16 protein-coding genes and 3 tRNA genes are annotated in these 18,826 nt (G+C 64.8%); 14 read left to right on the top strand and 5 right to left on the bottom strand.

Features of this window, described 5'->3' with window-relative positions; all coding sequences use genetic code 11:
* Positions 1-183: 183 nt before the first annotated feature.
* The 10 genes from accD to RAM80_RS09150 all read left to right on the top strand — a co-directional run bounded on the left by accD (position 184) and on the right by RAM80_RS09150 (position 7,987).
* Positions 184-1,104, top strand: a complete 921-nt coding sequence (gene accD / locus RAM80_RS09195; protein ID WP_416426021.1) for an acetyl-CoA carboxylase, carboxyltransferase subunit beta — start codon at positions 184-186, stop codon at positions 1,102-1,104.
* Positions 1,101-2,408 (top strand): bifunctional tetrahydrofolate synthase/dihydrofolate synthase, encoded by a 1,308-nt coding sequence (gene folC / locus RAM80_RS09190; protein WP_416426019.1) that lies wholly within the window; start codon positions 1,101-1,103, stop codon positions 2,406-2,408. Before accD ends, folC begins: the two co-directional genes overlap by 4 nt.
* Positions 2,392-3,069, top strand: a complete 678-nt coding sequence (locus tag RAM80_RS09185; RefSeq protein ID WP_416426017.1) for an SPOR domain-containing protein — start codon at positions 2,392-2,394, stop codon at positions 3,067-3,069. The genes folC and RAM80_RS09185 overlap by 17 nt, the downstream gene beginning before the upstream one ends.
* Before the next feature lie 77 nt (positions 3,070-3,146).
* Complete coding sequence (locus tag RAM80_RS09180; protein WP_416426015.1) at positions 3,147-3,707, top strand: CvpA family protein; 561 nt, start codon at positions 3,147-3,149, stop codon at positions 3,705-3,707.
* Positions 3,708-3,749: 42 nt separating this feature from the next.
* Positions 3,750-5,255: an amidophosphoribosyltransferase gene (gene purF / locus RAM80_RS09175; RefSeq protein ID WP_416426013.1), complete on the top strand. Its 1,506-nt coding sequence runs from the start codon at positions 3,750-3,752 to the stop codon at positions 5,253-5,255.
* Between the two features lie 235 nt (positions 5,256-5,490).
* A complete protein-coding gene (locus RAM80_RS09170; protein WP_027981620.1) occupies positions 5,491-6,705 on the top strand; it encodes an O-succinylhomoserine sulfhydrylase in 1,215 nt (404 codons plus the stop codon).
* The gene (locus RAM80_RS09165; RefSeq protein ID WP_416426010.1) at positions 6,702-7,478 is read left to right on the top strand and encodes an SDR family oxidoreductase; all 777 of its coding nucleotides are present in this window, start codon (positions 6,702-6,704) and stop codon (positions 7,476-7,478) included. The genes RAM80_RS09170 and RAM80_RS09165 overlap by 4 nt, the downstream gene beginning before the upstream one ends.
* 123 nt (positions 7,479-7,601) lie before the next feature.
* A tRNA-Val gene (locus RAM80_RS09160) sits at positions 7,602-7,677 on the top strand.
* 62 nt (positions 7,678-7,739) lie between these two features.
* Positions 7,740-7,816, top strand: a tRNA-Asp gene (locus tag RAM80_RS09155).
* A gap of 94 nt (positions 7,817-7,910) precedes the next feature.
* Positions 7,911-7,987 (top strand) — tRNA-Asp (locus RAM80_RS09150).
* Positions 7,988-8,179: 192 nt separating this feature from the next.
* On the opposite strand, the gene RAM80_RS09145 is transcribed toward RAM80_RS09150, so the two are convergent.
* The 3 genes from RAM80_RS09145 to RAM80_RS09135 are packed head-to-tail and all read right to left on the bottom strand — an operon-like array spanning position 8,180 to position 9,927.
* Positions 8,180-8,839 carry a DUF799 domain-containing protein gene (locus RAM80_RS09145; RefSeq protein WP_416426008.1) on the bottom strand — a complete coding sequence of 220 codons (660 nt, stop codon included), beginning with the start codon at positions 8,837-8,839 and terminating at the stop codon, positions 8,180-8,182.
* Positions 8,839-9,210 (bottom strand): DUF4810 domain-containing protein, encoded by a 372-nt coding sequence (locus RAM80_RS09140; protein WP_416426006.1) that lies wholly within the window; start codon positions 9,208-9,210, stop codon positions 8,839-8,841. The genes RAM80_RS09145 and RAM80_RS09140 overlap by 1 nt, the downstream gene beginning before the upstream one ends.
* A gap of 33 nt (positions 9,211-9,243) precedes the next feature.
* The gene (locus RAM80_RS09135) at positions 9,244-9,927 is read right to left on the bottom strand and encodes a CsgG/HfaB family protein (protein ID WP_416426004.1); all 684 of its coding nucleotides are present in this window, start codon (positions 9,925-9,927) and stop codon (positions 9,244-9,246) included.
* Between the two features lie 303 nt (positions 9,928-10,230).
* Here RAM80_RS09135 and RAM80_RS09130 point away from each other — a divergent pair, with 303 nt between their 5' ends.
* On the top strand, positions 10,231-11,139 hold the full coding sequence (locus RAM80_RS09130; RefSeq protein ID WP_416426002.1) for a DUF2242 domain-containing protein: 909 nt from the start codon (positions 10,231-10,233) through the stop codon (positions 11,137-11,139).
* A 506-nt stretch (positions 11,140-11,645) separates the two neighbouring features.
* A protein-coding gene (locus RAM80_RS09125) for an IS3 family transposase (protein ID WP_416422263.1) occupies positions 11,646-13,177 on the top strand; the annotation gives its coding sequence in 2 pieces (ribosomal slippage) (positions 11,646-12,087 and positions 12,087-13,177; 1,533 coding nt in all).
* 547 nt (positions 13,178-13,724) lie between these two features.
* Here RAM80_RS09125 and RAM80_RS09120 read toward each other — a convergent pair.
* Both RAM80_RS09120 and RAM80_RS09115 read right to left on the bottom strand, forming a co-directional pair.
* Complete coding sequence (locus RAM80_RS09120) at positions 13,725-14,765, bottom strand: AraC family transcriptional regulator (RefSeq protein ID WP_416426000.1); 1,041 nt, start codon at positions 14,763-14,765, stop codon at positions 13,725-13,727.
* 4 nt (positions 14,766-14,769) lie between these two features.
* Positions 14,770-15,900: a nitrilase-related carbon-nitrogen hydrolase gene (locus RAM80_RS09115; protein ID WP_416425998.1), complete on the bottom strand. Its 1,131-nt coding sequence runs from the start codon at positions 15,898-15,900 to the stop codon at positions 14,770-14,772.
* Between the two features lie 127 nt (positions 15,901-16,027).
* Here RAM80_RS09115 and RAM80_RS09110 point away from each other — a divergent pair, with 127 nt between their 5' ends.
* A complete protein-coding gene (locus RAM80_RS09110; protein ID WP_416425996.1) occupies positions 16,028-16,633 on the top strand; it encodes a glutathione S-transferase in 606 nt (201 codons plus the stop codon).
* Positions 16,634-16,784: 151 nt separating this feature from the next.
* Positions 16,785-18,821, top strand: a complete 2,037-nt coding sequence (locus RAM80_RS09105) for an FAD-dependent oxidoreductase (protein ID WP_416425994.1) — start codon at positions 16,785-16,787, stop codon at positions 18,819-18,821.
* Positions 18,822-18,826: the final 5 nt, after the last annotated feature.

The raw sequence follows: 18,826 nt of genomic DNA, 5'->3' as shown, positions 1-18,826 counted from the left end.
GGTTGCCAATCTGCCACCGTCCATACCTCTGGCAAGGCGATGGCGACCGATGGGTCGGCCATCCGAAATTTGAAGATGGCGCGAGCGCACACGTGCAGTTCCCCATCCTTTACACGAATTAAATTGAGCTCAAGGGCATGCGCGGGATCGCGCGAGCTGTCCCCGTTACTGGAGAAATAAAGCATGAGCAACTGGTTGGTAGACAAACTGATCCCTTCGATCATGCGTTCCGAGGTGAAGAAAAGCTCGGTGCCTGAAGGCTTGTGGCACAAGTGCCCGTCCTGCGAGGCGGTGCTGTACCGTCCCGAGCTGGAAAAGACCCTGGACGTTTGCCCCAAGTGCAACCACCACATGCGCATCGGCGCCCGTGCGCGCCTGGACATCTTCCTCGACGCCGAAGGCCGCAACGAGCTGGGCGCCGACCTGGAGCCAGTGGACCGCCTGAAATTCCGTGACGGCAAGAAGTACAAGGACCGCCTGACCGCGGCCCAGAAGCAGACCGGCGAGAAAGACGCGCTGATCTCCATCAGCGGCACCCTGCTGGGCATGCCGGTGGTGTGCAGCGCCTTCGAATTCTCGTTCATGGGCGGCTCCATGGGCGCCATCGTCGGCGAGCGCTTCGTGCGCGCGGCCAACTACGCCCTGGAAAACCGTTGCCCGATGGTGTGCTTCGCCGCCTCCGGTGGCGCGCGCATGCAGGAAGCGCTGATCTCGCTGATGCAGATGGCCAAGACCTCGGCCGTGCTGGCGCGCCTGCGCGAAGAAGGCCTGCCGTTCATCTCCGTGCTGACCGACCCGGTGTACGGTGGTGTTTCCGCTTCCCTGGCCATGCTGGGTGACGTGATCGTCGCCGAGCCCAAGGCCCTGATCGGCTTCGCCGGCCCCCGCGTGATCGAGCAGACCGTGCGTGAAAAACTGCCGGAAGGCTTCCAGCGCAGCGAATTCTTGCTGGAGCACGGCGCCATCGACATGATCGTCTCGCGCCAGGAACTGCGCCCACGCCTGGGCAGCCTGCTGGCACAGATGATGGGCCTGCCAACGCCGACCTTCGTCGCCGCTCCGATCGAGCCGATGGTGGTTCCGCCGGCGCCTGCCACTGTATGACGCAACGTACCCTGGGCGAGTGGCTCGCTTATCTTGAGCAGTTGCACCCGGCGGCCATCGACATGGGCCTGGACCGTTGCCAGCAAGTGCTGGCGCGGCTGGGCCTGGGTCGCCTGGCGCCGCGGGTGATTACCGTCACCGGCACCAACGGCAAGGGTTCGACCTGCGCCTTTGTCGCTTCGCTGCTCAAGGCCCAGGGCCTGAAAGTCGGCGTCTACGCCTCGCCACACCTGCTGCGCTACAACGAGCGGGTGCTGATCGACGGCGTGGAGGTCGACGATGCCCGGCTGTGCGAGGCCTTCGCGGCCCTGGAAGCAGCCCGTGGCGAAATTTCCCTGACCTACTTCGAAATGGGCACCCTGGCAGCCTTCTGGCTGTTCAAGCAGGCGGCGCTGGACGCCGTGGTGCTGGAAGTGGGCCTGGGCGGGCGGCTGGACGCGGTCAACCTGATCGACGCCGACCTGTCCCTGATCACCAGCGTGGGCCTGGACCACGCCGATTACCTGGGCAACACCCGCGAATCCGTGGGCTTCGAGAAGGCCGGCATCATGCGTGCCGGCCATCCGGCCCTGTGCGGCGACCTCGACCCACCGCACACCGTGCTGGACAAGGTGGCCGAGCTGGACTGCCCGTTCTTCCTGCGCGGCGATGCCTACGACCTGACCATCGGCGACAGCCAGTGGCAATGGCGTGGCCGCACCCTGGCCGGCGATGCGCTGGTGCTGGACGGCCTGCCGCTGCTGGACCTGCCCATGGAAAACGCCGCGCTGGCACTGCAGGCCTATGGCCTGACCGGCCTGCCCTGGCAGCGTGAGCAACTGGTCGCCGCCTTGCTGGCCACCCGCGTCACCGGCCGCCTGGATCGGCGCCAGGTGACCTGGAAAGGCAAACCCCTGAACCTGCTGCTGGACGTGGGGCACAATCCCCACGCCGCCGAGTACCTGGCGCGCCGCCTGGCCGCCCGGCCACCGGCGGGCAAGCGCCTGGCGGTGTTCGGCCTGCTGGCCGACAAGGACCTGGACGGCGTCATCGCGCCGCTGGCCAGCCATGTCGCCCAATGGGCGGTAGCGCCGCTGCCCACCGGCCGTACGCGCCCGGCGGACGAACTGGTGCAGGCCCTGGCGAACCTTGGCGCGACCGTGGCGTCCTATGCCAGCGTCGAACAGGCCCTCGAGGCCCAGTGCGACCTGGCAACGGCGGATGATGAAATACTGCTGTTCGGATCTTTTTATTGTGTCGGCGAAGCCCTGGAATGGCTGGCCCGGCATGCCACGGAGGAAGTTGCGGATGGCTTTGCTGGATAAGGTGTTCAAACAGCGCATGGTAGGCGCCCTGGTGCTGATCGCCCTGGCGGTGATTTTCCTGCCCATGCTGTTTTCCCGCCAGGACGAGCTGCGCCAGGTGCGCGTGGACGCGCCCGAAGCCCCGCAGGCGCCGGTTGTCCCGCAGGTCAAGGTCGAGCCGGTGCCGGTGCCTGAGCAGCAGAGCCTGCCCCAGGACGCCGAATCGGTGGAGGCCCAGGCGGCGCCCACCGCGCCACCGCCTTCGATGCCGGTAGCGCCGCAGCCGGTCGTCGCTCCAGCCCCGCGTGCCCAGGTTCAGGCTCAGGCGCCAGCGCCGGCACCCAAGCCAGCCCCTGCACCCGTGGCCAAGCCTGCTCCCGCTCCAGCGCCTGCGCCGGTGGCCAAGGCCGACACGGCCGCCAGCAAGATCGACGCCAACGGCCTGCCGGTGAGCTGGGCGGTGCAACTGGCCAGCCTGTCCAGCCGCAGCGGCGCCGACAGCCTGCAAAAATCCCTGCGCAGCCAGGGCTATAATGCCTATGTACGCTCGGCCGACGGCATGAACCGGGTGTTCGTCGGGCCGCTAATCGACCGCGCCGAGGCCGAGCGCCTGCGTGACCTGATCAGCCGCCAGCAGAACGTCAAGGGTTTTGTGGTACGGTTCCAGCCAGAGCGCAACTAAACAGCTGGCAATCACTGCTTACCCATAAGGCGGCGCTCTGCTAAAATGCGCCGCCTTATCCTGTTGCAGGCTGCACCGTGGCATTTACCTGGGTTGACTGGGCGATACTCGCGATTATCGCCATCTCCGCTTTGATCAGCTTGAAGCGCGGCTTCGTCAAGGAAGCCTTGTCTCTGCTCACCTGGATCATTGCCGGTGCGGTCGCCTGGATGTTCGGAGGCGCATTGTCACAATACCTGGAAGGCTACATCCAGACGCCTTCGGCCCGCGTGATCGCAGGCTGCGCCATCCTGTTCGTCGCCACGCTGCTGGTCGGCGCCATGGTCAACTTTCTCATTGGTGAACTGATCCGCGTGACCGGCCTGTCCGGCACCGATCGGTTCCTGGGCACCGCCTTTGGCGCGGCGCGCGGCGGCCTACTGGTGGTCGTCGGCGTCGGGCTGCTGAGCCTGGGCCCGTTTCAACAAGACACCTGGTGGCAACAGTCTCGGCTGGTGCCCCAATTTCTATTGGTCGCCGACTGGTCGAAAAACCTCGTTCTGGGGATGACCAGCCAGTGGCTCGCCAGCGGAATCAGCACACCAGTTGATATTCCGTTCAAGGATCAACTCTTCCCGACCGCTCACAAGGGTCAATGACGGGTTGTTCAGTTCAGATTCATTAAGTAGGGGTTGCGTCGCATGTGTGGCATCGTCGGTATCGTCGGTAAGTCGAACGTCAATCAGGCGCTGTATGACGCGCTAACCGTCCTCCAGCACCGCGGCCAGGACGCTGCCGGTATTGTGACCAGCCATGACGGCCGGTTATTCCTGCGCAAGGACAACGGGTTGGTGCGTGATGTGTTCCAGCAGCGCCATATGCAGCGCCTGGTGGGCAGCATGGGCATTGGCCACGTGCGCTACCCGACCGCGGGCAGCTCGACCTCGGCCGAGGCCCAGCCGTTCTACGTCAACTCGCCGTATGGCATCACCCTGGCGCACAACGGCAACCTGACCAACGTTGAACAGTTGGCCAAGGAAATCTACGAATCGGACCTGCGTCACGTCAACACCAGCTCCGACTCCGAAGTGTTGCTGAACGTGTTCGCCCACGAGCTGGCCACGCGCAAGCAGCTGCAGCCTACCGAGGAAGACGTGTTCGCCGCGGTGGCTGACGTGCACAAGCGCTGCAAGGGCGGCTACGCCGTGGTGGCGATGATCACCGGCTACGGCATCGTCGGCTTCCGCGACCCGAACGCCATTCGTCCGATCGTCTTCGGCCAGCGTCACACCGACGAAGGCGTGGAGTACATGATCGCCTCCGAAAGCGTGTCCCTGGACGTGCTGGGCTTCACCCTGATCCGCGACCTGGCCCCGGGCGAAGCGGTGTACATCACCGAAGACGGCAAGCTGCACACCCGCCAGTGCGCGCCAAACCCGCACTACGCGCCGTGCATCTTCGAACACGTGTACCTGGCCCGCCCTGACTCGATCATCGACGGCATCTCGGTGTACAAGGCGCGCCTGCGCATGGGCGAGAAGCTGGCCGAGAAGATCCTGCGCGAGCGTCCCGAGCACGACATCGACGTGGTCATCCCGATCCCGGACACCAGCCGCACCGCGGCCCTGGAGCTGGCGAACCACCTGGGCGTGAAATTCCGCGAAGGCTTCGTCAAGAACCGCTACATCGGCCGTACCTTCATCATGCCCGGCCAGGCCGCGCGCAAGAAATCGGTACGCCAGAAGCTCAACGCCATCGAGCTGGAATTCCGCGGCAAGAACGTGATGCTGGTGGACGACTCGATCGTGCGCGGCACCACCTGCAAGCAGATCATCCAGATGGCCCGTGAAGCCGGCGCCAAGAACGTCTATTTCTGCTCGGCAGCCCCGGCCGTTCGCTACCCGAACGTCTACGGCATCGACATGCCAAGCGCCCACGAGCTGATCGCGCACAACCGCAGCACCCAGGAAGTGGCCGACCTGATCGGCGCCGACTGGCTGATCTACCAGGACCTGCCGGACCTGATCGACGCTGTTGGCGGTGGCAAGGTCAAGATCGAGCACTTCGACTGCGCGGTGTTCGACGGCAAGTACGTGACCGGCGACATCGACGAGAAATACCTGAACAAGATCGAACAGGCGCGCAACGACGCCTCGAAAATCAAGACCCAGGCCGTGAGCGCGATCATCGACCTGTATAACAACTGATCGGTAGCGCGTTCCACAACGCCCGGGCCTCTGCAAAGAGCCCGGGCGTTTTTGTGAGTACCTCACATTCTCGTAGCCGCTGCCGCCAGGCTGCGCTGTCCCTTCAGTCCACTGGAGATCTGCGGCGTGGAACAGGGCCAGCGCAGCCTGGCGGCAGCGGCTACAGGCCTGCAGCAGCGGAATTTGGTAGACTTGCGGTCTGCGTTTTCTAATTACCAGCTTTAGGAGTAGCGGCATGACACAGGAATGGGACGCCGGGCGACTGGACAGCGATCTGGAAGGGGTCAGCTTTGACACCCTGGCCGTGCGCGCCGGTCAGCACCGCACGCCGGAAGGCGAACACAGCGACCCGCTGTTCTTCACCTCCAGCTATGTATTCCGCACCGCGGCCGACGCGGCGGCGCGCTTTGCCGGTGAAGTGCCAGGCAACGTCTACTCGCGCTACACCAACCCCACCGTGCGTTCGTTCGAAGAGCGTATCGCCGCCCTGGAAGGCGCCGAGCAGGCCGTGGGCTTCGCCACCGGCATGGCCGCCATCACCGCCGTGGCCATGGGCCTGTGCAGCGCCGGCGACCACGTGCTGATTTCCCAAAGCGTGTTCGGCTCCACCATCAGCCTGTTCGACAAGTACTTCAAACGCTTCGGCATTGAAGTGGACTACGTGCCACTGGCGAACCTGGCAGGGTGGGACGCGGCCATCAAGCCCAACACCAAGCTGCTGTTCGTCGAATCGCCGTCCAACCCGCTGGCCGAGCTGGTGGACATCACCGCCCTGGCCGAGATCGCCCACGCCAAGGGCACCCTGCTGGTGGTGGACAACTGCTTCAGCACGCCTGCGCTGCAGCAGCCGCTGAAGCTGGGCGCCGACATCGTCGTGCACTCGGCGACCAAGTTCATCGACGGCCAGGGCCGTTGCATGGGCGGCGTGGTGGCCGGCCGTGCCGAGCACATGAAGGAAATGGTCGGCGTGGTGCGTACCGCCGGTGCTTCGCTGAGCCCGTTCAACGCCTGGATCTTCCTCAAGGGCCTGGAAACCCTGAACCTGCGCATGCGCGCCCACTGCGCCAGCGCCCAGGCCCTGGCCGAGTGGCTGGAGCAGCAGGACGGCATCGAGAAGGTGCACTACGCCGGCCTGCCCAGCCACCCGCAGCATGAACTGGCCAAGCGCCAGATGCGCGGCGGCTTCGGCGGCGTGGTCAGCTTCGAGGTCAAGGGGGGCAAGGAGGGCGCCTGGCGCTTCATCGACGCTACCCGCCTGATCTCGATCACCGCCAACCTGGGTGACAGCAAGACCACCATCACCCACCCGGGCACCACGTCCCACGGTCGCCTGTCGCCTGCCGAGCGTGAAGCCGCCGGCATCCGTGACAGCCTGATCCGCGTGGCCGTGGGCCTGGAAGACGTGGCCGACCTGCAAGCCGACCTCGCGCGCGGCCTGGCGGCATTGTGATCGACTGGTCTGCGAAAACCGCCAGCCACAATGGCCGGGTCGCCCTGGTCACTGGCGCGGCGCGCGGCATCGGCCTGGGCATCGCTGCCTGGCTGATCGCCGAGGGCTGGCAGGTGGTGCTCACCGACCTTGACCGCGTGCGCGGCCCCAAGGTGGCCCAGGTGCTGGGCGAGAACGCGCTGTTCATTGCCATGGACGTTGCCGACGAAGCCCAGGTCAAGGCCGGCGTGGCCCAGGTGCTGGGCCAGTTCGGCCGCCTGGACGCGCTGGTGTGCAACGCCGCCATCACCGACCCCCACAACACCACGCTGGAAACCCTGGCGCTGGAGAAGTGGAACCGCGTGCTGGCGGTGAACCTCAGTGGGCCGATGCTGCTGGCCAAGCACTGTGCGCCGTACCTGCGTGCCCATGGCGGCGCCATCGTCAACCTGGCGTCTACCCGCTCCGGCCAGTCCGAGCCCGACACCGAGGCCTACGCCGCCAGCAAGGGCGGCCTGGTGGCCCTGACCCACGCCCTGGCCATCAGCCTGGGCCCGGAGATCCGGGTCAACGCCGTGAGCCCGGGCTGGATCGACGCCCGCGACCCGTCCGAGCGCCGCGCGGCACCGCTGTCCGACGCCGATCACGCCCAGCACCCGGCAGGGCGCGTGGGCACCGTGGAGGACGTGGCGGCGCTGGTGGCGTGGCTGCTGTCGCGCAATGCCGGCTTCGTCACCGGGCAGGAGCTGGTGGTGGACGGCGGCATGACCCGCAAGATGATCTACCAGGAATAGAAGAAGGTGCCCCCATGGAAGGGGGGGGCGCGGTAAGAAAACCGTCTTTTTGAAAAAACTTCAATAAAGTTATTGACTTACCTTCGTTGGCTGCGTAAAGTTCGCGTCATTGGAGAGGCAAGAGGGTGATTAGCTCAGCCGGGAGAGCATCTGCCTTACAAGCAGAGGGTCGGCGGTTCGATCCCGTCATCACCCACCACTCTGATCCTCTTTCATCCCAAAGAGGGGAGGCCTTGTTACTGAGAAGGCGTCCAGCACTGCGCAGCGGTAGTTCAGTCGGTTAGAATACCGGCCTGTCACGCCGGGGGTCGCGGGTTCGAGTCCCGTCCGCTGCGCCATTTTTACCTGATTCGGCCTTGCCGTGTCAGAGATCGAGAAGCTCGAAACGTCTCGGTCAGACCTGTTTCAACTGCACGCAAGTGCAAGCGATACGCAGCGGTAGTTCAGTCGGTTAGAATACCGGCCTGTCACGCCGGGGGTCGCGGGTTCGAGTCCCGTCCGCTGCGCCATACAAAGCTTCGAGGCCCTTGAACTCCTCGAAGCACAAAGAAAGCGACCTTCGGGTCGCTTTTTTTGTGCCCGCGATTTGGTGCTGCAACCACGATGCACCGCGTCGCCTGCATCGCGGCCAAGGCCGGCTCCTACGCGGATGGTGTAGGAGCCGACCTTGGTCGCGATGCAGGCGACGCGGTTTCTGTTGCTTAGTCAGTGCCGTACTTCGGCGAACGCGGGCCATACAGCAGGGCGTTGGGGTGCCCGGCGGACAGCAGTCGCGCGCTGGTCAGCCCGGCGATCGGGTAGCCGGCATCGGTGCTGCTGTTGATGATCTGCTTCACCGCCGCGGTGATCAGCATGCCGATCAGGCCGCCGCTGTTGTTGTTCTGGCCTTCTTCGCTGGAAGCCGAGGCCGCGCCGGTCCACAAGGTGGTGCCGGTCTTCAGGTCGACCAGGCTGGCGGTGGCGGTGACCACGGTGGCGCTGCTGAGCACCATGTACTTGGTGCCGTAGTCCGTCACCTTCACGTACAGGGCGGCGTCGGCGCCGAAGATCGAGCGCAGTTTCGGTGCTGGCACCTGGCTGATCTCGGCGGCGTTGTTCAAGCCGTTCTGCTTGAACGTCTCGTCCACCAGGCCCACCGGCATCACGTAGTAGCCGGCCTCGGCCAGCGGGAAGGTCACCTGGCTCATCATGCTGTAGGTGGCCGTTACGTCTGGCGATTCGTTGACCGGCGGCAGCACCAGGATCGAGTGCGGGCGCGCGGCCTTGAAGGCGGTGTAGTCGAGGTTTTTCTGCGGGCCGGCGCAGCCGCCCAGCAGGGCCAGGGCCAGCAGGGCCGCGGCAGGTTTGAACAGGCGCAGCATTATTGGGTTGCTCCGTGCGTGGCGTTTTTCACCAGGAAGTCCATGTAGGCGGTGGATTCAGGGAACAGCGCCTTTTCCTGCTGGAACTGCTGAATCATCTGATCGTTCTTGCCCATGCTCGAGTACAGCAGCCCCAGTTGGGCGTGGTAGCCCGGCGGCGGGGTGCCGTTCTTGGCGCGGATCTTCTCCAGGTCAGCTTCCAGCGCCTGCGCCTGCTGTTCCTTGGACTCGCCCTTGAAATACTCGTGCACCTGGGTCTGGTAGCCTTCCCATTGGTACAGGGTCTTGGGTTGCTGCGCGCAGCCGCTCAGCACGGCGCCGGCCAGCAGGGTGATGGCCAGCCCGAGGCGTGGCGTGAAGGTGTTGCCCATGGCGAATGTCGCTCCTTGTGTGACGCGGGGAAATTACGGGCGGGTCGGCTGCCAGCTGCCGTTGTCCACGGCTTCTACCAGGCGGTTGACGGCCTCGCGCATGGCCAGGTCGAGCACTTTGCCGTTGAGGGTGGAGTCGTAGCTGGCGGTGCCGCCGAAGCCGATCACTTCGCGGTTGGACAGGGAGTATTCACCGGCGCCCTGGGTGGAATAGACCACTTCGGAAGTGCTGATGTTGACGATGTTCAACGCTACCTTGGCGTAGGCTACCTGGGTCTTGCCGCGGCCCAGGATGCCGAACAGTTCGTGGTCGCCGACTTCCTTGCGGCCGAACTCGGTGACGTCGCCGGTCACCACGTAGTCGGCGCCCTTGAGCTTCTGTGCCTGGCCCTTGATGGCGGCTTCCTGGGCTATCTCGCCCATGTTGTCGCGGTCCAGCACGTTGAAGCGGTTGGTCTGCTGCAGGTGGGTAATCAGCACGGTCTTGGCCTGGCTGCCGAGGCGGTCGACGCCGTCGGAGAAGATGCCGCGCATGTAGCTGGAACGGTTGTCGAACTTGCCCACGGCGATGGGCGAACGCGGGCCGGCGTAAGGGCGGCCGGCGCTTTCCACCTTGGCCACGCTCAGGGCCTGGGAGCTTTCGGTGGCGCAACCGCCGGTCAGGGCGAGGGTCAGGGCAGCCAGGCCCAGGCACAGGCCACGGGTAACAGTTTTCACACACAATCTCCTGATGAACAAATGATCTTCCTGAAGGCGCGCAACAGCTCTATTCCCTCGGTGCCCGCAGGAATTGGATGCGGAACTGCACGGTGTTTCTGAGGGAATGTGTAACGAAGGCGACGCATCCTACAGACGTGGCGCGGTGATGTCATATGACTTTACACCGCGTCCATGTGTCGCCCCGGCTTTTAACTGGACGGCGCTCGTAGTAGGGTTGGAGGTTGTCTAAAACTCATTTCATGCGCCTTGTCTCTCCTTACTGAGGCACAATAGAGGCTGATTGTTTGCCCAGGATTCGCAATGTCTAAGTCACTGAGCTTGAGCGCCCCACGGTTGGGCTGTGCTTTGGCGTTCTCGCTGCTCGCCTTGAGCGGCTGTTCTTCGAAGAAACCGGCCATGTACGAGCACGAAGATTTCTCCGACTCGGGGACCTACTCGCGCAACTACCCGGTCAGCGATTCGTCGTCGTGCGAGGCCGCGCGCCGCGCGCTGCTCAGCCAGGGCTACATCATCACCAGCAGCGACCCCAAGCAGCTCAGTGGCCACAAGAGCTTCCAGCAGACCGGCGAGACGCACATGGAGATCAGCTTCAACGTCACCTGTGCCGCCGATGGCAACAGCAACCAGACCTCGACCATGTTCGCCAACGCCCTGCAGGATCGCTACGCGCTGAAGAAGGTCAACAACTCGGCCAGCCTGGGCGTGGGCGTGCTGGGCTCGGTGTCGATGCCGATCGGCTCCACCGACGACTCCATGGTCAAGGTGGCCAGCGAGACGGTGACCTCGGCCAAGTTCTATGACCGCTACTTTGCCCTGGTGGACGTGTACCTGCCGGCCGAGGCGAAGAAGGCCGCGCACATCGTCGACAAGCCCAAGGCCGACCTGGGCGTGCCGGAGCCCAAGGCCGAGGTGAAGCCTGAAGCGAAGAAAGAAGAACCCAAGCCCGAGGTCAAGGCCGAGGCCAAGGTCGAGCCTGAAAAACCGGCTGAGCCTGTAGCGCCAGCACCTGCCGCTGCGGCGGTGGCGGCGCCTGCTGTGCCTGCAGCTACTGCAGCTGCTACGCAGGGTTCGGAGCCGGTGGTGCCGCCGGCGGATGCGGCGCCGATCACGCCGGTGTCGACGACTGCCACCACGGAAGCTGCGCCTGCTGCGAACGGTACTGATAGCAGTACTACTACGACGACTACGGCTACGCCTGCCGCGCAATAATTCGCTGAGGTTTCGTGGTGTCCTTGCCCATCACGGACTGCTCTTGCTTCCGTGCGGCCTTTGATCTTGATTGTGTGCCCCATAAAGCGCCAGGGCCGACTGGAGGCGTTGACCGAGCGGTCCCTGGCGTAGCCGGGGAAGACGGAACCGGAGGCGCTTCTATTCCGGGCCGTCGGCCGCTTGGGCGACGCCGGAGGGAGGGGACCCGCAGCGAAGCGTAGGGACCAAGCAGGGGCAAGCCTTTTTTGCTTACTTTTTGTGGCGTTTGACAAAAAGTGAGCCGCCGTAAGGGCGGAAAGGTGATTCTGCATCACCCTAGGAAATGGATATGTTCACGATATGTGGATCCCGCTTTTGAGGGTTTCGGACATATCCATTTTCGCGGTGAGACCACCGACCGTTTCGGCCTTACGCCGACTCACTTTTTGGCAGTCGCCCCCCGTGTCAGCCTACCTGTCACCTTTGTTGATTGACTCAATCATCCAAGGGGGCGAAGGTGCAAGGCAATGACGAAGCGTTATGACAATGACTTCAGAGACTGGGCGGTTCAGCAAATGATGCCGCCCCTGAACCGCTCCGTGGCAGAGCTCGCCGTCGCAATCGGCGTCACTCCACAGTCGCTTAGGAACTGGAGACAAATGGCTAGAGATAAAGGGTTGATCGTTCCTGGAAACAACAAGACCAGCGATCAATGGTCCAGCGCTGACAAGTTCAACGCTGTCATGGAGACCGCGCCGCTGAGCGAGGTCGAGCTTTCCCAGTACTGCCGGATCAAGGGTATTTTTCCCGAGCAGATCCAGCAATGGCGCCTGGCCTGTCAGAACGCCAACGCGGCGCTCGATGTTCAACCCAGCAAAAAGCAGACTGCCGATTCACGGCGAATCAAGGAGTTGGAGCGACAATTATCGCGCTCTGATGCCGGTCGCAAGGAGGCGGAGGCTTTGCTGGAACTCAGAAAAAAAGCCAATGCGATCTGGGGCAAGGACAAGGAAGGCTGATCAGCGCCCCCGATCGCATGCAGGCTCTGGTATTGATCGCTGCTGCCGTCGACGCCGGCGCACGCCGGTTTCGTGCTTGCAACGAGCTGGGATTGTGCCTTCGGACCGTGCAGCGTTGGCGTCACAGCGACGCCGACAAGCGTCAGACAGTCCCGCGCAAACCGCCGCCGAACAAGCTCAGCGAAGCCGAGCGCCAGGCTGTGATGGACGCGGCCAACCAGCCGGGTTATTCGAGCCTGACGCCGCATCAGATTGTGCCAAAGCTGGCGGACGAAGGGATTTACCTGGCCTCGGAGTCGACGTTTTACCGAGTATTGAAAGCGCACAACCAGCTCACGCGACGCGGCCGTGCAAAGGCCCCCAAGCGTCGCATCTTGACCACGCATCGGGCGGATGGCCCCAACCAGGTCTGGTGCTGGGATATCACCTGGTTGCCGAGCACGGTGAAGGGTCGTTTTTTCTACTGGTACATGGTCAAGGACATCTACAGCCGCAAGCTGGTGGCCAATGAAGTGCACGAATCCGAATGTGCGGAACATGCCTGTGTCTTGCTGGAAAAGGGCTGTTTACGCGAGCGTACGGCCGGTCGAGCGCTGGTGCTGCACTCGGACAACGGCCATGTGATGAAGGGCTCGTTGCTGCGCGAGAGCATGATTTCACTAGGTGTCGAGCCTTCGTTCAGCCGTCCGCGGGTGAGCAATGACAATGCCTATGCGGAGACGCTTTTCCGCACGGCCAAATACTGCCCGCAATGGCCTGAACGTCCCTTTGACAGCTTGCTTGAAGCGAGGCTGTGGGTGCAGAAATTTGTTGAATGGTACAACGAGGAACACCGCCATAGCGGCCTGAAGTACGTAACACCGAACGAGCGTCACGAAGGCTTGGCCCCCAAATTACTGGAGGCCCGAGATAGGTTGTATGCAGCTGCCCGGGAAAGGAACCCGGTTCGGTGGAGCCGGAACACGCGTAATTGGCAGCTTGCCGAGGCGGTGTATTTGAACCCGGAGCGGCCTGATGCCGGGGTTGCTATCGTGAGTTGAGGCAGGAATTAGGCGACAGGTACATTGACACGTACCGGTCGCCCCAAAAAGTAAGCAAAAAGGGCTTGCCCCTGCTTGGGCCCTCCGCTGCGCTACGGGTCCCCTCCTTCCGGCGCCGATCAACGGGCAGACGGCACCCGCTATAGAAGCCTGCGGGTTACCGTCTCTTCGGCCTGCGGCCTCGGCCCTTCGGGCAGCCCGTTGATCGACGCCTCCAGTCGGCCCGGGCGCTTTACGGGGCATACCATCAAGATCACAAGCCAGATCAAGATCACAAGCCGGATCAACAGCAGATCACAAGCCAGATCAAGATCACAAGCCGGATCAACAGCAGATCAAAAGGCAGATCACGATCGGCAGGTGGGGTAAATTCTTGTTTGCTGTACTCGTTCTCCGTTGACCCCGGTCATTTTTCTTTCATTGCCAGGCGCTATGCTGTCAATGACATCAACGAGAGGACAAGAGCATGGATGAGTACCAGGAAGAACTGCTGGAATCGCGCGCCGTCGAGCTGGACCCGCTGGAACCCGCCGAAGACGCCACCGAGCTATAACGCCCGCACGCTCGCGCGCCGATAGTCCCCGGGCGTCTGCGCCGTCCAGCGCTTGAACGCGCGCGCGAAGGCCTCGGCCGAAGCGAACCCCAACAGATAGGCGATCTCGCCAAACGCCAACTCCGTGTCACGGATGTAGGCCATGGCCAGGTCGCGCCGCGTGTCATTGAGAATCGCCCGGAACTGGGTGCCTTCATCGGCCAGCTTGCGCCGCAAGGTCCAGGTCGGCAGCTTCAACCGCGCCGCCACCTCCCCAAGATCCGGTTCCCGCCCGCCATTCAACAACGGCCCCAGCAACTGGCTGATGCGCTCGCTCAGGCTGCGGGTGCGCGTGCGCTGTTCCAGCTCCTGCTCGCACAGGCTCAACAGGTACTTGTAGGTGCTGGGGCAATGGTCCGGGTTGCGCAGCGCCAGGCTGGCCAGGCTCAGGCGCAGTTGGTTGTGCTCGGCGCCGAAGCTCACCGGGCCGTGGCTCAGGGCCTGGTATTGCTCGGCATAGGGCGGCAGTTCGTATTCCACCTCGATGCGCTCGGCGCGCAGCGCCTGGCCGCACAGGGTGCCGAGCTGCTGCAGCCAGCCGCCCAGCACCGAGTCCACCACGAAGCGGTTGTAGGCGTTGTAGGGGCTGATGGAGTAGAAGCGCAGCCAGGCGCCGCGTGCGTCTTCGTGCAGGCTGGACTGGCCGCGGTAGTTGGACTGGCTCAGCGGCGCGAAGCGGATCAGCGTGCGCGCCGCCTCGCGCACGGTGGGCGCCTGGGCCGCAGTGACCCCGGCCAGGCCGGCCTGGGGCAGGCGGCACAGGTTGCCCATGCGCAGGCCCAGGGCCGGGTCGCCAGTGAGCTGGATAGCGGCGTGGCCCAGGCGCATGTAGCGCGGTATCGACAGCCGCGCGCCGGCTTCGGCCAGGCGCGAAGGGTCCAGGCCGTATTGCAGCAGCAGCGGCGCGGGGTCCTGGCCGTGGCTGGCCACCGCGTCGGCCAGGGCGTGGATAAAGCCGACGGACAGGTCGCCCAGTCTTACCGGTTGGCTGGGCATGGGCCTACAGCCACAGGTTGATCAGCCGCGCGCCGCGACCGTCGTCGGTCGGGTGGGTCTGGCCGTCGTGGTTGGCGAAGCTCTGGCCGTCGCTGAACTGGTCCCAGAACTGCCCGCGCAGGAACACGCTGACGCTGGCGCGGGCCTTGCTGACCGGCGCGCGGCTGGCGTGGGCCAGGCGCTGCCAGGCCTCGCCTTCGCTGACCTCGCCCGGCTGGATGCCCAGTTGCGCGGCGTCGGCGCGGTCGGGGTTGCCGCGCCAGGGTTCGCGCCACACGTCCTTGCCGTTCAGCGCGGCTGGCACGGCGATCAGCTCGCAGCCCTTGGCGTCGAGCTGGGCGTAGTTGGCGGGGTACCAGCTGTCGCTGCCGATCAGCACGCCCAGACGCCCGGCCGGGGTGTCCAGCACCTGCAACTGCGGGTCGGGGCTGGCCTGCACGTAGCGGCGCTGGACGAAATCGGGGTACAGCTGGCGCTGGGGCTGGCCCATGGGCTTGCCGTCGGCGCCGAACACCACGCTGATGTTGTAGAGGCCGCCGTTGCCGGTCACCAGGGTGCCGTCGCGCAGCTGCGGGTCGGGCAGGATGATCGAGCCCGCCACCAGGGTGATGCCGAACTCCTTGGCCAGGCCGCCGAACACCTGCTGGTAGTCGCGGGCCATGCTGCTGGCCTTCATGCGCAGGCGGGTGTCCTGGGTGCGGTCGTCGCCCTGGGCCTGCAGCCAGGCGCGGGCAAACAACAGTGGGTTGCTGTAGCCCAGCCACTGGTTGGCCTCGGCCAGGTGTGGCGCCTGGTACAGCTCGTCTTTCTCGCCCAGCGCCCACAGCAGGGTGCCGATGTGCTCGGGCAGCACCACCACGGTCTTGGCGCTGAGCATGCCCAGGTTGCGCGCCTGGCTCAAATAGGCCGCCAGCTTGCGGTGCAGGCGCGGCAGGCTCTGGTAGTCGGTGGCGAACAGCTCGGGCTGGATGCCCAGCAGGTTGCCGCGGTCGGCGCGCACGCCGTCGTCCAGCGCCACCTGGATGCGCAGGTCGGACAGGTAATGGCCTGCCGGCCGGTCCTGGGTCCACAGGGCATAGGTGCCCAGCGCAACGACGAGGACGAGAGAGAGCAGGCTGAACAACAATCGGGCCATGGGCTGGCGTGAAACTCCCGGGTGGGTGAAATGAAATTTTAGCCGCACAGGTTATCAAGGTGTGAGCGGCTTTGCCCGTTTGTGGCGCCGGGGTTACTGTAACCGGACACCTCAAGGAGAGACGCCCGTGAAACTGATTGGCATGCTGGATTCGCCCTACGTTCGCCGCACCGCCATTTCCCTGGACCTGTTGGGCATTGCCTTCGAGCACGACGCCCTGTCGGTGTTCAGCACCTTCGACGCGTTCGCCGCGATCAACCCCGTGGTCAAGGCGCCGACCCTGGTGCTGGACGACGGCACGGTGCTGATGGACTCGACGCTGATCATCGATTACTTCGAGCGCCAGGCCGCCGCCCCCTTGTTGCCCAGCGCGCCGCAGCCGCTGGCCCAGGCGTTGAGCGTGGTCGGCCTGGCCCTGGCCGCCTGCGAGAAGGCCGTGCAGATCGTCTACGAGCGCAACCTGCGGCCGGCCGAAAAACTGCACCAGCCGTGGGTGGCGCGGGTCACCGGGCAGTTGCTGGCGGCCTGCAGTGCCTTGGATCGGCATTGGGCAACCACGCCATTGGCCGACGGCCAGCGCCCCGACCAGGCGGCGCTCAGCAGCGCGGTAGCCTGGTCGTTCATCCAGCTGATGGTGCCGGACGTGGTCAAGCCCGCGGACTTCCCGGCGCTGCGCAGCCAGGCCGAGCAGTTGGAGCAGACCGCGGTGTTCAAGCGTTACCCGATGGTCTGATCGGCTGTGCTATAGGATCAATAACTTGTCACTTTCGGTCATTGAGGCGTACTTCCCTTGGCCGTAGATTCAACGACAGATAAACGACGGGGGCCGGTACAGATTGCCGAGCCCGCCGCATACCGTGATTTGCCTGTTGATGGAGTGACACATGGCCGCCGCCCACTACCCGCACCTGCTTGCCCCGCTGGACCTGGGTTTCACCACCCTGCGCAACCGCAGCCTGATGGGCTCGATGCACACCGGCCTTGAGGAAAAGCCCGGTGGCTTTGCGCGCATGGCTGCTTATTTCGCCGAGCGCGCCCGTGGCGGCGTGGGCCTGATGGTGACCGGCGGCATTGCCCCCAACGAGGAGGGCGGCGTCTACGCCGGCGCGGCCAAGCTCAGCACCCCGGAAGAAGCCGACAAGCACCGCGTGGTCACCCAGGCGGTGCACGAAGCGGGCGGCAAGATCTGCCTGCAGATCCTTCACGCCGGCCGTTACGCCTACAGCCCCAAGCAGGTGGCGCCCAGCGCGCTGCAGGCGCCCATCAACCCGTTCACGCCCCACGAGCTGGACGAGGCGGGCATCGAGAAGCAGATCGCCGACTTCGTCAACTGCGCGCAACTGGCCCAACAGGCCGGTTACGACGGCGTGGAAATCATGGGGTCGGAAGGCTACTTCATCAACCAGTTCCTGGCCGCGCAGACCAACCGCCGCACCGACCGCTGGGGCGGTGCCTACGCGAACCGCATGCGCCTGGCCGTGGACATCGTCACCCGCGTGCGCGAAGCGGTGGGCCCGCAGTTCATCATCATCTTCCGCCTGTCGATGCTCGACCTGGTGGAAGGCGGCAGCGATTGGGAGGAGATCGTCATCCTCGCCAAGGCCATCGAACAGGCCGGCGCCACGCTGATCAACACCGGCATCGGCTGGCACGAGGCGCGCATCCCCACCATCGCCACCAAGGTGCCGCGTGCGGCGTTCAGCAAGGTCACCGCCAAGCTGCGTGGCGCGGTGCAGATCCCGCTGATCACCACCAACCGCATCAACACCCCGGAGGTGGCCGAGCAGATCCTCGCCGAGGGCGACGCCGACATGGTGTCCATGGCCCGGCCGTTCCTCGCCGACCCCGACTTTGTCAACAAGGCCGCCGAAGGCCGCGCCGACGAGATCAACACCTGCATCGGCTGCAACCAGGCGTGCCTGGACCACACCTTCGGCGGCAAGTTGACCAGCTGCCTGGTCAACCCGCGCGCCTGCCACGAGACCGAGCTCAACTACATCCACACCGCCAAGGTGAAGAAGATCGCCGTGGTCGGAGCCGGCCCTGCGGGCCTGTCCGCCGCCACCGTGGCCGCCGAGCGTGGGCACCAGGTGACCCTGTTCGATTCGGCCAGCGAGATCGGCGGCCAGTTCAACGTGGCCAAGCGCGTGCCTGGCAAGGAAGAGTTCTACGAAACCCTGCGCTACTTCAAGCGCAAGCTGGAAACCACCGGCGTCGACCTGCGCCTCAACACCCGCGTCGACGTGGCGCAGCTGGCGGCCGGCGGTTTCGACGATATCATCCTGGCCACCGGCATCGCCCCGCGCCTGCCGGCCATCGACGGCATCGGGCACGCCAAGGTGCTCAGCTACCTGGACGTGCTGCTGCAACGCAAGCCCGTAGGCCAGCGCGTGGCGGTGATCGGCGCCGGCGGCATCGGCTTCGACGTCAGCGAGTACCTGGTGCACGAAGGCGTGGCCACCAGCCAGGACCGCGCCGCGTTCTGGAAGGAGTGGGGTATCGACACCGCCCTGGAAGCCCGTGGCGGCGTGGCTGGCATCAAGGCCCAGCCCCATGCCCCGGCGCGCCAGGTGTACCTGTTGCAGCGCAAGGCCAGCAAAGTGGGCGACGGCCTGGGCAAGACCACCGGCTGGATCCACCGCACCGGCTTGAAGAACAAGGGCGTGCAAATGCTCAACAGCGTCGAGTACCTGAAGGTCGATGATGCCGGGCTGCACGTGCGCATCGGCGAAGGCGAGCCCCAGGTGCTGGCGGTGGACAACGTGGTGATCTGCGCCGGCCAGGACCCGCTGCGCGAACTGCAGGAGGGGCTTGTAGCCGCCGGGCAGTCGGTGCACCTGATCGGCGGCGCCGACGTGGCGGCCGAACTGGACGCCAAGCGCGCCATTAACCAGGGTTCGCGGCTGGCCGCCGAGCTGTGACCCGG

Origin of the sequence: Pseudomonas sp. App30 (assembly GCF_047947025.1) — a bacterium.
Lineage (GTDB): Bacteria > Pseudomonadota > Gammaproteobacteria > Pseudomonadales > Pseudomonadaceae > Aquipseudomonas.
The sequence above is the reverse complement of the archived record's forward strand: the minus strand, read 5'-3'. Positions and strand labels throughout refer to the sequence as shown.